This window comes from Glaciimonas sp. GNP009, assembly GCF_054343755.1.
Genome location: NZ_JBTGUV010000004.1, coordinates 225340 through 239958, shown reverse-complemented (window position 1 = coordinate 239958; position 14619 = coordinate 225340). Strand labels below are relative to the sequence as shown.

The following is a 14619-nucleotide window of genomic DNA, read 5'->3' as shown; positions in this document are numbered from 1 at the left end:
GTAACACACTTCAACCAAAAAAAGGGGGCAGCGATGGCCCCTTTTTTTGTATATCCCGAATATTTTTGACTGGTGTGCGGATGATGGTTCGGTCTAGTTCTTGACGGTTTTAGCCTCACAAGTGACTTAAGCGACCAGATGGCGAAAGCGCCTTACCCGCCCCAATTCTAGGAGAATAATATGGCAGTAATTACTGCAGCACTGGTTGGTGAACTGCGCGCAAAAACTGATGCGCCAATGATGGAATGCAAAAAAGCGTTGACGGAAGCCGAAGGCGACATGGTCAAAGCAGAAGAAATTTTGCGTGTTAAATTAGGTGGAAAAGCCTCGAAGGCAGCCTCCCGGATTACAGCCGAAGGCGTTGTTGCTGCTTATATCACTGGCGGCGTTGGCGCTTTGGTAGAAGTTAACTGCGAAACAGACTTCGTAACCAAAAATGACGAATTCATCGCATTGGTTAACGCTTGCGCCAAGTTGGCAGCGGAAAATAATCCAGCTGACATCGCTGCGTTATCCGCCTTGCCATTGAATGGAGGTACTGTCGAATCTTGCCGTACAGAATTGATTGGTCGTATCGGTGAGAATATGTCGATTCGTCGTTTTCAGCGTTTTGAAACCACTGCCAAACTCGCTTCTTATATTCACGGCACCAGTATTGGTGTAATGGTTGAGTACGACGCTGCGAATGAGCAAGTCGGAAAAGATGTTGCTATGCATATTGCTGCAATGAAGCCAGTATCGTTGTCTTCGGATCAAGTGCCAGCGGAACTGATCGAAAAAGAACGCTCGGTAGCGACTTTGAAGGCTGCAGAATCTGGCAAACCTGCTGAAATCGCTGCAAAGATGATTGAAGGCTCGGTACAGAAGTTCTTGAAAGAAGTTTCTTTATTGAATCAGTCGTTCGTAAAAAACGACAAACAAACCGTCGAACAAATGCTTAAAGAGGCAAATGCCAGCGTTAAGTCGTTCGCGATGTTTGTGGTCGGTGAAGGCATAGAGAAAAAAGTAGATGACTTTGCTGCAGAGGTTGCGGCAACGGTTGCCGCAGCCGGACAAGCTTAAATAATAGGAAAAAGCGGGCCGGAAGGCCCGTTTTTTCTGTTGTCGGGAATTTTTTGATCCATACGTGGACTAAATGGCGCGACAAGCATTTTGTGACTGCAAATCGCCTGCAGTTTAATGGGGCGGATTTACTTTACAGGCGCAAAGTTGTAATTTGTACGGCTAAGTTGTGGCTAATTTAAAAAATAGTAGCCTCGAATAGCTAGTGTAATAATAAAAATACGTAATAATTAATTGTTAATCGGATAGAACGAAGGACTCAGACCATGACCAAACCAGCATATAAGCGTGTTCTCCTTAAGCTCTCCGGTGAAGCCCTGATGGGCAATGATGCCTATGGCATCAATCGAGCGACTATCGATCGTATGGTTGCCGATGTTGCCGAAATTGCAGCGCTAGGTGTGCAACTGGCGATTGTTATAGGCGGCGGAAATATTTTCCGCGGTGTGGCACCCGGTGCAGAAGGAATGGATCGCGCCACGGCAGATTATATGGGCATGTTGGCAACAGTGATGAACTCACTAGCGCTGGCAGATGCTATGCGTCAAGCCGGATTGACTGCACGCGTCATGTCGGCGATCAGTATCGAGCAAGTGGTAGAACCATATGTACGACCAAAAGCGTTGCAATATCTGGAAGAAGATAAAGTAGTGATTTTTGCAGCAGGTACTGGTAACCCATTTTTTACTACGGATACGGCGGCGGCGTTGCGCGGTTCCGAAATTGGCGCTGAAATAGTGCTTAAAGCGACCAAAGTTGATGGCGTCTACAGCGCAGACCCTCAAAAAGACCCTGCCGCGACACGCTACACCACTATTACTTTTGATGAAGTTATTACTAAGCATCTGCAAGTAATGGACGCAACGGCGTTTGCGTTGTGCCGCGATCAAAAGCTACCCATTAAAGTATTTTCTATCAATAAACCGGGCGCGTTACTGCGCGTGATTATGGGTGAAGATGAGGGTACGCTGGTTCACGTTTAAAATATCAACCTGTTCACGCGTGTGAGGGTGGACCTGCATGGTATCTCCGCAGGGTCTTCATTCTAGAATGATATCTTGGAATGTTTAGTGGACGGTATAGCTGAATATTAGGCAGTTTTTTAAATTAAGTTATTCAAAGATTAAAGCCTAAGGCTTACGAATAGGAGAGCAGCATGAGCGTTGCTGACGTTAAAAAAAGTACCGATCTGAGAATGCAGAAGTCCCTTGAGACTTTGCGCGCAGATTTGGCCAAAGTACGTACCGGCCGTGCCCATACCGGCATATTGGACCATGTTCAAGTTGAGTATTACGGTAGCCCCACGGCTTTGAGCCAGGTCGCAAGTGTGACCTTAATTGATGCCCGTACCATCGGTGTACAGCCATTCGAAAAGAAGATGATTGCTGTCATCGAAAAAGCGATTCGGGAAGCTGATTTAGGCCTGAATCCATCGACGCAAGGAGAGATCATTCGTGTTCCGACTCCGGCATTGACGGAAGAACGTCGTAAAGAAATGGTCAAACTCGTCAAAAGCGAAGCAGAAGATGCGAAAATTGCTATACGTAATATTCGTCGAGACGCCAATGAAGGGCTAAAAAAACTCGTTAAAGATAAAGAGTGCTCCGATGATGACGAGCGACGCGCCCAAGATGAAATTCAGAAGCTGACAGACAAAGCGGTATCCGATGTAGACAAGCAGGTCGTAGATAAAGAAAAAGAAATTTTGACGGTGTAAAGTATTGCTGGATGTCCGATTCAGGATATTTTGTAAGCAGCCATCAATGGATTGACGAGCGGCACATGAACAGACGTTTACTAGAAGAAATTTTTCTGTAAGTGAAATTTTTTGTGCTGCTCCCGCATTCCGATCAAGTCTGCGTAGTAAGATTCTAAATCGGTACCGAGAATTTTACGGACGATTCGAAGCAGCAGGCTCTAAACAATCATTCTTATTTCATTTTTCATGACTTATTCAAGTTCGACGCTTTCAGTGCCGTCAAGTGCGGTAGTGCCTCGGCATATAGCTATCATTATGGATGGCAACGGCCGTTGGGCTACGCGCCGATTTTTGCCACGCTTTGCGGGGCACGGTAAAGGCGTCGAGGCGGTTCGTAATATTGTAGAGACATGTGCCAAGCTTGGTGTCGAGTTTGTCACTTTGTTTGCATTTAGTTCTGAGAACTGGCGACGTCCTGAAGAAGAGGTGTCATTATTAATGCGCCTTTTTGTTACCGCGCTCGAACGTGAAGTTGGAAAAATGCATAACAATGGAATTCGTCTGAAGGTGGTTGGTGATCTGAGTCGTTTTGACGCTAAGTTGCGGGATATGATTGCCAATGCTGAGCGTAAAACTGCGAACAATACCAATTTAACTGTCACCATTTGTGCAAATTATGGTGGTCGTTGGGACGTTATGCAGGCTGTAAAAAAGATGTTGGCCCAAGGTATCCCTGACAACGGGTTGTCGTTTACTGAAGATCAACTCGCTGAGCATCTGGCTATGGCTTATGCGCCGGAACCAGACCTATTTATTCGCACTGGCGGTGAGCAGCGGATTTCCAATTTTTTGCTATGGCAATTAGCGTATAGCGAACTCTATTTTACGGATACTTATTGGCCTGATTTTGACGCCGCTGAACTAGATAAGGCGATTGCCTCTTATCAGCAGCGTGAGCGTCGCTTTGGGCGTACCAGTGAGCAATTGGTAAAACATAAAAAGGCGTCTTGATGCTTAAAACGCGTGTAATTACAGCGTTGTTACTATTGGCAGTGTTATTGCCGATTCTTTATCTCAATTTTTTTCCTGCGTTTGCTATTGTCGCCGTACTTTTTTTTGCCGCTGCCATTTGGGAGTGCGCGCGGCTTTTTGGCGTCACTGGCCAGCGTGCGTTAGCTTGTGCCGCTGCTGCAATGATCTTACTCATTTTGGTATTGGTAAAAGGCAATGGTGCCAATCTGGGTTCGCTATTTGCTCTTTGCGTAGCGCTTTGGTGTCTGCGTTTTACGCCTTCTTTGGGTTTAGGATTGCCGGCGCTCAACAGTGTTGGTAATCGCATCGTTGGATTCACCTACGCGATCTCGATTTTTGGTTGTTTTCTTGCTATCCTCGGACTTTTCCTGCATTCTCCAATTTACTTGCTTTCAGTGATGGCCATCGTGTGGGTTGCAGATATTGGCGCCTATTTTTGTGGCAAAGCGTTTGGGAGACGTAAGTTAGCACCGTCCATTTCGCCGGGTAAATCGTGGGAGGGGGCGATTGGAGGCTGGGTATTTGTGTTGGTGATCGCCAGCCTCATTTGCGTTTCTCCTGCAGCGATACCGTTAGCAGATACTTTTCCTGTGCAGCTATTCCTGGTGTGGGGTTGGCCTGGCTTATTTGGTGTCATGACAATATTGGTAATGGCGAGTGTAATAGGGGACTTATTTGAGTCATTATTAAAACGCCGTGCCGGCTTTAAGGATAGCAGTCAACTGTTACCGGGGCATGGCGGCGTTTTAGATCGAATTGATGCGTTGATTCCTGTGCTCCCGTTGGTAGCATTATTGGGTTACTGGTTTTAAGGTCGCTCATGCAAAATATTACAATTCTCGGTTCAACCGGCTCAATAGGTGTATCCACGCTCGATGTGCTTGCGCGCCATCCTGAGCGGTATGCCGTTTACGCGTTGACCGCGCATAGCAGGATTGAGCGGCTGGCAGAGCAGTGCGAACAATTCAGGCCGCAGGTTGCTGTTGTGGGTACTGCGCAAGCGGCCTCTCAATTGTCACGGCTACTGCTTTCAAAAGGCTTAAAAACACAGGTTTCTTACGGTGAGCAAGCCTTGTGCGAAGTGGCGAGTTCACCGTCTTGCAACACGGTCATGGCTGCGATTGTTGGTGCCGCAGGATTGGCACCATCGCTGGCAGCAGCGTATGCCGGAAAAAAAATCCTGTTGGCGAACAAAGAAGCGCTCGTCATGTCGGGCCAGTTGTTTATTGATGCCGTGCGCATCAGTGGCGCAACGCTTTTGCCGATTGACAGCGAGCATAATGCGATTTTTCAATGCCTGCCACACGGATATCAGCGTGATCCGAGTGCTGCGGGAATTGTCAAGATTCTGTTGACGGCATCTGGTGGTCCATTTCTCGGAAGAGCGGTCGAGACGCTCGAATTAGTCACGCCAGCAGAAGCAGTTGCCCATCCTAACTGGGTAATGGGGCGAAAAATTTCAGTCGATTCAGCGACCATGATGAACAAAGGCCTCGAAGTCATCGAGGCGCATTGGTTGTTTGGTACGCCAGCGAGTCAAATTGAGGTGGTGATCCATCCCCAAAGTGTTATTCATTCGATGGTGTCCTACGTGGACGGTTCTGTTTTAGCGCAATTAGGTAATCCTGATATGCGCACGCCGATTGCTTATGCTTTGGCTTACCCTGAGCGTATTTCCTCTGGCGTTGCTCCACTTGATCTGACTATAATCGGTCAATTGCAATTTACTAAGCCTGACCTGACTCGCTTCCCTTGTTTGAAACTCGCGTATGATGCGTTGTTGGCAGGGGGATCAGCGGCGACGGTATTAAACGCAGCGAACGAAGTCGCTGTCGAAGCGTTTCTTGATGGAAAAATCGGATTTCGCATGATAGATCAATTAATCGCCCGTACTATGGACAAGTTGCCGTTATGCACGGTAACCGATATTAACTCACTGCTTGAGCAGGATCATGTGGCTCGTCTTGCAGTTCGCTCATTAATCTCCTGATGGCCTTCATACAAACAATTTTAGCTTTTCTGGTGGCGTTGGGTTCATTAGTCATCATTCACGAACTCGGTCATTACTCGGTCGCACGTTTGTGCGGCCTGAAGGTTTTGCGTTTTTCTGTCGGGATGGGAAAAGTGGTCTTCTCACGCCGCTTTGGGCCAGATCAGACCGAATGGGCGATCTCCCTGTTGCCATTAGGCGGCTATGTAAAAATGCTTGATGCGCGCGAGCAAGACATTAGCGCCATGTCTCCGGCAGATCTTAAGCGTGAGTTCACGCATCAGTCCGTATGGCGGCGTATAGCGATTGTTGCTGCTGGGCCGCTAGCGAATTTTGCGCTCGCTATTTTGTTATTCGCTGGTTTATACATCCATGGCATCCCAGAGCCGACACCTAAATTACGCGCCGTCCCAGAGCAATCTGTAGCCTATCAAGCTGGCTTACGTGGTGGTGAGTTGGTGACCGCGGTGGATGGTGAGCCTATTCAGATTTGGTCAGACCTTCGCTGGAAGCTGATGCAGGTTGCGCTTGAAAAAGGTAGTGTGAAGCTGGATGTTCAGCACCCGAATACTGGACCTTCAGGCGGAAATGTATTGGATACTGTCACTTTACCGTTAAACAGTATTAGCGCTAAGGAGCTAGAGGGTGATTTTTTAGGGAAGTTGGGGATTTCACTGGCACGACCAAAAGCGGTACTGGGCAAAGTCATGCCTGATGGGCCTGCTATGAAGGCTGGGTTACGTGAGGGTGATTTAATTACGAGTGTTAATGGTCTTGCGGTTGATGATGGCTTGGCATTAGTTGAAAAGGTACGTTCCTCACCAGATAAAAAGCTCACCATCGCAGGATTGCGTGAGGGTCAGGTTTTTCAACTCGAAGTGACGCCAGCCCGGCAAGAAAATAAAGGCGAGACATTCGGCCAGATTAAAGTAGAGGTACCATTAGCGCCAGAAATGATTGTTGCCAGTAGTACGCCGTTGGCAGCGCTGGTAAAAGGTGCCGAAAAAACCTGGGATAGCAGCGTTTTGACCTTAAAAATGCTGGGAAAAATGTTGGTTGGTCAGGTTTCCTGGAAAAATATTACTGGTCCGATTACTATAGCGGACTACGCAGGGCAAACTGCACGTATTGGCGCAATTAGTTATCTCAGCTTTATTGCTTTTATTAGTATCAGTTTAGGTGTCATGAATTTGCTCCCTATCCCGGTTTTAGATGGGGGCCTTTTGCTGTATTATTCGGTGGAAGTTTTGACCGGACGTCCCGTTCCTGAACGTTTTGGAGAAATTGCTCAACGTGCAGGTATTGGCATTTTGATGACGTTAATGGCAGTTGCTATGTTTAATGACATCGTTCGCCTTATATTTTAGTGTTGAGCCTCGCTACATGCTTCTCAAATAGTGAGGTTCATCTCAAGTTTTTTCTTCTTGTCCGACAATCGTGGTCGGCGAGGACATTGATAACAAACGATCGCTAATGAAATTACATTCCCAGCATTTCCCTTTGTCGATTCTTCCCCGTCGTTTGATCGCAATCGCGGCCTTCGCTCTCTGTTCAGGACAGGCGCTGGCTGTGCAGCCTTTTGTGATCAAGGATATTCGTGTCGAAGGTATCCAACGGACCGAGGCTGGTACCGTTTTCAATTACCTCCCGGTGCGTGTCGGTGAAACTTTCGACGACGAAAAGGCAACAGCTTCCATTAAAGCGCTGTATGCCACTGGTTTCTTCAAAGACGTCAGAGTGGAGTCGGATGGCAATGTACTAGTGATTATGGTCGAGGAGCGACCTGCAATTGCTGGCGTTGCATTCTCTGGAACCAAAGAATTTGATAAAGACCAGCTCACCAAAGCCCTGAAGCAGATCGGCGTCGGTGAGTCGCGTATTTACGATAAGGCTTTAGTTGATCGCGCGGAGCAAGAGTTGAAGCGTCAGTATTTGTCGCGTGGTTTGTACGGTATGAAAGTCACAACGACGGTAACGCCAGTTGAGCGAAATCGCGTTAACATTAATTTTGCGGTTGATGAAGGAGACGTTTCTCGCATCAAGCAAATTAATTTTGTTGGAAATAAAGTCTTTTCTGACAATAAGTTACGAGAACAACTTAATTTGCGTTCGCCAGGTTGGTTTACCTGGTACACCAAGGCTGATCAATATTCCAAAGAAAAACTGGCTGGCGACATAGAGACCTTGCGTTCGTATTATTTGAACCGTGGTTATATCGAAATGCAGATTGATTCTAGCCAAGTATCAATTACACCAGACAAAAAAGATATTTACGTTACCTTAAATATTAATGAAGGCGATAAATTTACAGTATCTGATGTCAAGTTGGAAGGTGAGATGTTCGGTCGTGAAGACGAGCTTAAGTCATTAATACAACTGAAAAAAGGTGAGGTATTTTCCGGCCAGAAGTTAACCGACACTACGAAGAAAATTTCAGAGCGCCTTGGTAATTTCGGCTATGCATTTGCTAATGTGAATGCTAATCCGATATTAGATCGGAATAAAAAGGAAGTCGCGTTTACCATTACGGTCGACCCTGGTAAACGGGTTTACGTGCGTCACATAAATGTGGTTGGCAATACCAAGACCCGTGACGAAGTGGTGCGTCGTGAATTCCGTCAATTTGAAGATTCATGGTATGACGGTTCAAATATTAAATTATCGCGTGATCGGGTTGATCGCCTGGGTTATTTTAAAGATGTGAATATTGATACGCCAGAAGTCGCAGGGACCACGGATCAGGTTGATGTCAACATGACGGTGACCGAAAAGCCGACCGGTAACATTATGATTGGTGCAGGTTTTTCACAAGCCGACAAAGTCAGCTTAACCGGTTCTATTCAGCAACAGAATGCGTTTGGTAGTGGTAACACGGTAGGCTTGGAAGTCAACACTAGTCACACTAATCGGACTATTGCCGTATCGCAGACCAATCCGTACTTCACCGACGACGGCGTCAGTCGGACGTATGATTTGTACTTGCGCACAGTGAGTCCTTCCGTGTACACGCAGGGTGACTATAAAGTCCGTACTCTTGGTAGTGATGTCAAGTTCGGTGTTCCGTTTTCAGAACTTGACACGATTTTCTTCGGCATTGGTGTTGAAAATACCAAAGTATATGCGGATGGTCTGAGCCCGAGCCTTTATCAGCAATATGTGGCCGATTTCGGTAATGGCAGAATTGACCCTGCGACGGGCTTCCTTAGAAGTCCAAGTTCGGCAGCGACAACTAGTTTCCCTCTGACTGTAGCTTGGCAACGTGATAGTCGTGATAGCGCTCTGGTTCCGACAAAGGGCCGTTATCAGCGTGCTAATCTGGAAGTATCTGCTGTTGGTACTTTGCGTTACTACAGAGCAAGTTATCAGCATCAATACTTCCAACCGCTATTTGGTAATGCCGTGACATTGGCAATGAACGGCGAAGTTGATTACGGTGCAGGGCTATTTGGTCAGGCTTACCCAGTCTTCAAAAACTATTATGCTGGTGGTATTGGAACCGTACGCGGTTACGAAGCTTCAACACTCGGCTCGAAGGTCGATCAATATGGCGACTCACTTGGTGGCTCTAAGCGTATATTTGGTAACCTCGAGATGCAGTTTCCGTTCCCTGGTTCTGGCAATGATCGTACGTTACGTTGGTTTACGTTTCTGGACGGCGGTCAGGTATTTGCTGATAAGACGCCAATGTCTTTCAAAGACTTGCGGTACTCAACTGGCTTCGGCTTGAGCTGGGTCTCTCCGATTGGCCCATTGAAGTTGAGTTGGGGTATGCCTTTGAATGCTAAAACTCAAATTATAGATGGTGTAAGTGTTTCTGATAAAGTGCAACATTTCCAGTTTCAGTTAGGCACAGGATTCTAAGAAATGGCACTGTTGTACAAGAATGGCATAATGTTTAATTTGAATAGCGGAGAACGGCTTTGAAGTCTCTTACTACATCATTCGGATCGCTGAAATTGGCTGCGGTTTTGGCACTTTGTCTGACCTCGAGCGCGGCTGTTTATGCGCAGGAGGGTTCAAAAATCGCTTTTGTTAGTAACGAACGGATTTTCCGTGAGGCTGCACCTGCCAAGGCTGCAGACGCTAAAATTCAGGCTGAGTTTTCCAAGCGCGATAAAGATTTGCAGGATCTGGCTGCTCGCCTGAAGGGTATGTCTGACAAGTTAGATAAGGATTCTGCAACAATTCCGGAATCTGAGCGATTAAAGCGTCAACGCGAACTAGCTGATCTGGATAAAGACTTTCAACGTAAACAACGTGAGTTTCGAGAGGATCTGAACCAGCGTCGGAATGAGGAGTTGGCCATTGTGCTGGAGCGGACCAATAAGGTAATTAAGCAAATTGCAGATGCTGAAAATTACGATATCGTCTTTCAGGATGCTGTATACGCGAATAAACGTATTGACATTACCGATAAAGTGCTGAAAGCACTCAATAAGTAATCTAGTTTTTAAATGAGGCCACAATGAGCATTCGGCTGAAAGAACTGGTCGAACGCTTGGGCGGCCAGTTAATTGGCGATGCGGATATTGCGATATCCGGCATTGCGCCGTTAAGTGATGCAACGGCAACACAAATTACATTTCTCTCCAATCCCAAGTTTCGATCTCAAGCAATCCAAAGTCAGGCAGCGGCCATCGTTTTGTCTGTGGCGGATGATGCCTTCCTCAGTGTAGGCTTTCAGGGAACACGTATTGTTGTTACAAATCCCTATGCTTACTTTGCGCGCGTTGCGCAAATTTTTGTGGAGCTAAATGCGCCATTGGTGAATGCCGGTATTCATCCTTCTGCCGTTATAGATCCATCTGCAAGCATAGCGGCGACCGCATATATTGGTGCGAACGTTGTTATTGATGCAGAGGCGGTGATTGCTGATCATGCGCATATCGGCCCGGGCTGTGTGATTGGTCGTGCTGTAAAAATAGGGTCGATGACCCGATTACATGCACATGTCACGATTTATGCAGAATGTGAAATTGGTCAGCGCGGTATCATCCACTCGGGTGCGGTAATCGGCGCCGATGGATTCGGTTTTGCGAACGATGCAGGAACTTGGGTTAAAATTCCACAAACCGGTCGTGTGATGATCGGGGACGATGTTGAAATTGGCGCAAACACGACGATTGACCGCGGAGCCTTATCCGATACCGTTATTGAAGAAGGGGTTAAGCTGGACAACCAGATCCAGATTGCCCATAACTGCCATATCGGTGCGCACACTGCTATTGCTGCATGTGCAGGCATTGCCGGTAGCGCTAAGATTGGGAAATATTGCTCTATCGGTGGCGCGGCTATGATACATGGTCATATCACCATCGTTGATCATGTGCACGTTTCAGCCGGTACACTCGCCTTACGTTCTATTTTGGAGCCAGGTCAATACACGGGTTTCTATCCAATTGCAAAGCATGGCGATTGGGAAAAATCGGCAGCGCTGGTGCGCAATTTGAGCGCCACACGACAGAAAATCCGGGCCTTGGAAAATTCCATTAAACAGCTTACAGAAAAAGATAATGAATAGTCTTAATAACGGTCTCAATATTTGCCAGATTAAAGAATACTTACCGCATCGCTATCCGTTATTACTGGTGGATCGGGTATTGCGCTGGGAAAGTGGTAAATCGATTACTGCTATCAAAAATGTCACGATCAACGAAGAGTTCTTTAACGGTCACTTTCCGAACAAACCGGTTATGCCCGGTGTATTAACCATTGAGGCATTAGCGCAAACAGCCGCGTTATTATCTTTTTTGAGTGAAGGCCGCAAACCGGACGAAAATACTGTGGTCTATTTTCTAGGTATAGATAAGGCGCGCTTCCGTCGCCCTATCGAACCCGGGGATCAGATCAAACTAGAGGTTGAAATTCTGCGCGTGGTACGTGGAATCTGGAAATACAAAGCGATTGCCACTGTAGATGGAGAGCTTGCTGTGGAGGCAGAATTTATGTGCACCATGCGCCATGCCGTAACGCCTGAACATGCCGTCGCTCCTGTTGCTCCGGCTAATATTTCTGCGTGATTTCGATGAGTCGAATTCACTCTACCGCAGTTGTTGATTCCCGCGCTGTACTTGATAGTACGGTCGAAGTCGGTGCTTATTCGATCATTGGGCCGAATGTCACTATCGATGCCGGAACCAAGGTTGGGCCACATGTTGTGATTGAGGGGCATACCAGCATTGGTCGTGATAATACATTTTTTCAATTTGGCTCGATTGGTGCAGCGCCACAGGACAAAAAATACGCTGGCGAACCGACGCGCCTTGAGATTGGAAGCGGCAATACAATCCGCGAATTTGTAACGCTCAATTTGGGGACATCGCAGGATGTCGGTGTCACGCGGTTAGGTGATGACAATTGGGTAATGGCTTATGTTCACGTTGCACATGACTGTCAAATTGGCAGTCATACAGTCATAGCAAATAATGCGACATTGGCAGGACACGTGCACGTGGGCGACTGGGTTTTGCTTGGGGGATTCACCACAATACATCAATTTTGCCGTATCGGCCCTCACGCAATGACTGCATTTACTGCGGCAGTCAGCCAGGACGTCCCCCCGTTTGTAACAGCTGCCGGTAATCGGGCAGTTCCTGCGGGGATTAATAGCGAAGGCTTGCGACGACGTGGTTTTAGCAGCGAACAGGTCATGACGATTAAGCGTGCTTATCGATTGATTTATCGTTCAGGATTACCTTTAGAGGAAGCCAAAGCTGCGCTAGAGGCAGAAGAGTTAAAGTCTCCTGACTCAGCCGAGTATGTTCGCATGCTGCGCGAATTCATCAGCTCTTCTCAACGCGGCATTATTCGCTAACGTGCCGGACATATCACCTGTTTCGATTGCAATGGTGGCCGGAGAGACCTCGGGCGATCTGTTAGCGAGTTGTTTGTTATCTGGGTTGCGACCACAATTGCCGGAGGCTTTGATGTACGGCATCGGTGGTCCCAAGATGGCAGATTATGGATTCGTTAGTCATTGGGCGATGGATAAGCTAGCGGTAAACGGCTTATTTGAAGTACTCGCCCACTATCGAGAGCTAAAAGGAATTCAGGTCGCTTTGCGAGATCGCTTACTCATCGAAAAGCCAAATATTTTTATTGGGGTGGATGCTCCCGATTTTAATTTTGGACTAGAAACGCAACTCAATCACGCGGGTATTCCCACAGTCCATTTTATCGGTCCATCAATTTGGGCCTGGCGTGGCGGGCGGATCAAGAAAATTGCACGCTCCGGTTCGCATATGCTGGTGATATTTCCATTCGAAGAAAAAATTTATCGCCAGGCTGGAATTCCTGCAACTTATGTGGGCCATCCGCTCGCGCAAGTCATTCCAATGGTGCCGGACGTCGCGGGGGCACGTGTCACGCTAGGATTGCCAGCCAATGCTACGGTCGTGGCAATTTTGCCGGGCAGCCGCATGTCGGAGCTTCGTTACAACACAGTCAGTTTTGTCGGTGCTGCCAAAATGCTGGCAGCGCGTGATAAAAATATATGTTTTATAGCGCCAATGGCTGGCCCGAAACAGCGCGCTTTGTTTATCGAGTTGATCAAAGAAGCTGGCTTGCAAGATGTTGAAATCCAATTGCTTGATGGTCAGTCACATGTTGCAATGGAAGCAGCGAATGCTGTTCTGGTGGCATCCGGTACGGCATCGCTCGAAGTCGCGCTGTACAAAAAACCGATGGTGATTGCTTACAAGATGATGCGTGCCACTTGGGAAATATTGCGCCACATGAGCTATCAGCCATGGATCGGACTACCAAATATTTTGGCCCGGGAATTTCTGGTGCCAGAGTTATTGCAGCATGCGGCAACGCCGCAAAAGCTTGCTGACGCGTTGTGGAGCCAATTGCAAGACGTAGCGCTTCAAGAGATGTTGCGTGAGCGTTTTACTGAGATGCACATCGCGCTGTTACGCGATACCGCGAACGAGAGTGCACAAGCAGTATTGAAAATCATTGATCAGTATTAATTATGTCTTCTTATTATTATACCCGATGTATTGAGCTGCTTAAATGACCAGGCGTTGCGAGTTATGCTGCGCTCTGCCAGAGTTGAAGACCGTGACTGGTAAAGTTAAAGTGCTGGCGTGTCTTTGATTTCTAAGCCGCCTTGTCTGCCGATATCGTATCGACATTGCACTATTATGAATTTTTTTATAGATAGTTGGACACTAATTTGAAAATTTCTGACATTGATCTGCCGCTATTTGATTATGACTACCCAGACGAGATTGTTTGTGGCGTTGACGAGGCAGGGCGTGGACCGCTCGCGGGGCCGGTTTTTGCTGCAGCCGTCATACTTGATCCATCCCGTCCTATTATCGGCCTGCGTGATTCCAAAAAGTTGACAGCAGAGCGACGCGAACTATTGGCGGTGCAAATTAAAGAGTGTGCGTTAGCTTGGTCGATTGCGGAATGCTGCGAGGAAGAGATCGATACCCTAAATATTCTGCAGGCAAGTATGCTGGCGATGAAGCGTGCTGTCGAAGGGTTGTCGATGCCACCGACGCTCGCGCTGATCGACGGCAATCGTTGTCCGGTTATGAGCATTCGTGCCGAGGCGATTGTGAAGGGGGATGACAAGGTTCAAGCGATTTCGGCTGCATCGATACTCGCTAAAACTGCGCGTGATGCGGCGTTGCACATTTTGCACGCGCAATATCCGCTCTATGCCTTCGATCAGCACAAAGGCTACCCGACCGCATTACATCTGGAGCGGCTGCGTGTACACGGTGTATCGCCAGTCCATCGTAAATCGTATGCTCCGGTTCGCGCAATGTTGTTGCTTGAACGTGCAGTTTAAGTTCGCGTACCTTAATCGTCTTAAAATGTC

The 14619-nt window shown here is 47.5% G+C and carries 14 protein-coding genes; all 14 read left to right on the top strand.

What is annotated here, in order from left to right; all coding sequences use genetic code 11:
- Nucleotides 1-180 precede the first annotated feature (180 nt).
- The 14 genes from tsf to rnhB all read left to right on the top strand — a co-directional run bounded on the left by tsf (nt 181) and on the right by rnhB (nt 14589).
- Nucleotides 181-1062: a translation elongation factor Ts gene (gene tsf / locus ACXX82_RS02165; RefSeq protein WP_322239599.1), complete on the top strand. Its 882-nt coding sequence runs from the start codon at nt 181-183 to the stop codon at nt 1060-1062.
- 266 nt (nt 1063-1328) lie between these two features.
- Nucleotides 1329-2045 carry a UMP kinase gene (gene pyrH / locus ACXX82_RS02160; RefSeq protein ID WP_322239597.1) on the top strand — a complete coding sequence of 239 codons (717 nt, stop codon included), beginning with the start codon at nt 1329-1331 and terminating at the stop codon, nt 2043-2045.
- A gap of 173 nt (nt 2046-2218) precedes the next feature.
- Nucleotides 2219-2779 (top strand): ribosome recycling factor, encoded by a 561-nt coding sequence (frr, locus tag ACXX82_RS02155; RefSeq protein WP_322239595.1) that lies wholly within the window; start codon nt 2219-2221, stop codon nt 2777-2779.
- A gap of 228 nt (nt 2780-3007) precedes the next feature.
- The gene (uppS, locus tag ACXX82_RS02150; RefSeq protein ID WP_322239593.1) at nt 3008-3772 is read left to right on the top strand and encodes a polyprenyl diphosphate synthase; all 765 of its coding nucleotides are present in this window, start codon (nt 3008-3010) and stop codon (nt 3770-3772) included.
- Nucleotides 3772-4605, top strand: a complete 834-nt coding sequence (locus tag ACXX82_RS02145; protein ID WP_458562306.1) for a phosphatidate cytidylyltransferase — start codon at nt 3772-3774, stop codon at nt 4603-4605. Before uppS ends, ACXX82_RS02145 begins: the two co-directional genes overlap by 1 nt.
- Before the next feature lie 8 nt (nt 4606-4613).
- Complete coding sequence (ispC, locus tag ACXX82_RS02140; protein WP_458562305.1) at nt 4614-5783, top strand: 1-deoxy-D-xylulose-5-phosphate reductoisomerase; 1170 nt, start codon at nt 4614-4616, stop codon at nt 5781-5783.
- Nucleotides 5783-7150, top strand: coding sequence for an RIP metalloprotease RseP (gene rseP / locus ACXX82_RS02135; RefSeq protein WP_458562304.1), 1368 nt, complete (start codon nt 5783-5785; stop codon nt 7148-7150). The genes ispC and rseP overlap by 1 nt, the downstream gene beginning before the upstream one ends.
- Before the next feature lie 106 nt (nt 7151-7256).
- Nucleotides 7257-9644 (top strand): outer membrane protein assembly factor BamA, encoded by a 2388-nt coding sequence (gene bamA / locus ACXX82_RS02130; protein ID WP_458562303.1) that lies wholly within the window; start codon nt 7257-7259, stop codon nt 9642-9644.
- A 59-nt stretch (nt 9645-9703) separates the two neighbouring features.
- Entirely contained in the window at nt 9704-10225 is a 522-nt protein-coding gene (locus ACXX82_RS02125) for an OmpH/Skp family outer membrane protein (protein WP_416186840.1), read from the top strand.
- A 23-nt stretch (nt 10226-10248) separates the two neighbouring features.
- Nucleotides 10249-11304, top strand: coding sequence for a UDP-3-O-(3-hydroxymyristoyl)glucosamine N-acyltransferase (lpxD, locus tag ACXX82_RS02120; protein ID WP_458562302.1), 1056 nt, complete (start codon nt 10249-10251; stop codon nt 11302-11304).
- Nucleotides 11297-11803 carry a 3-hydroxyacyl-ACP dehydratase FabZ gene (fabZ, locus tag ACXX82_RS02115; protein ID WP_322239581.1) on the top strand — a complete coding sequence of 169 codons (507 nt, stop codon included), beginning with the start codon at nt 11297-11299 and terminating at the stop codon, nt 11801-11803. The genes lpxD and fabZ overlap by 8 nt, the downstream gene beginning before the upstream one ends.
- 5 nt (nt 11804-11808) lie before the next feature.
- Nucleotides 11809-12597 carry an acyl-ACP--UDP-N-acetylglucosamine O-acyltransferase gene (gene lpxA / locus ACXX82_RS02110; RefSeq protein WP_322239579.1) on the top strand — a complete coding sequence of 263 codons (789 nt, stop codon included), beginning with the start codon at nt 11809-11811 and terminating at the stop codon, nt 12595-12597.
- Between the two features lies 1 nt (nt 12598).
- Complete coding sequence (gene lpxB / locus ACXX82_RS02105; protein ID WP_458562301.1) at nt 12599-13756, top strand: lipid-A-disaccharide synthase; 1158 nt, start codon at nt 12599-12601, stop codon at nt 13754-13756.
- Between the two features lie 206 nt (nt 13757-13962).
- Nucleotides 13963-14589, top strand: a complete 627-nt coding sequence (gene rnhB / locus ACXX82_RS02100) for a ribonuclease HII (protein ID WP_322239574.1) — start codon at nt 13963-13965, stop codon at nt 14587-14589.
- Nucleotides 14590-14619 lie beyond the last annotated feature (30 nt).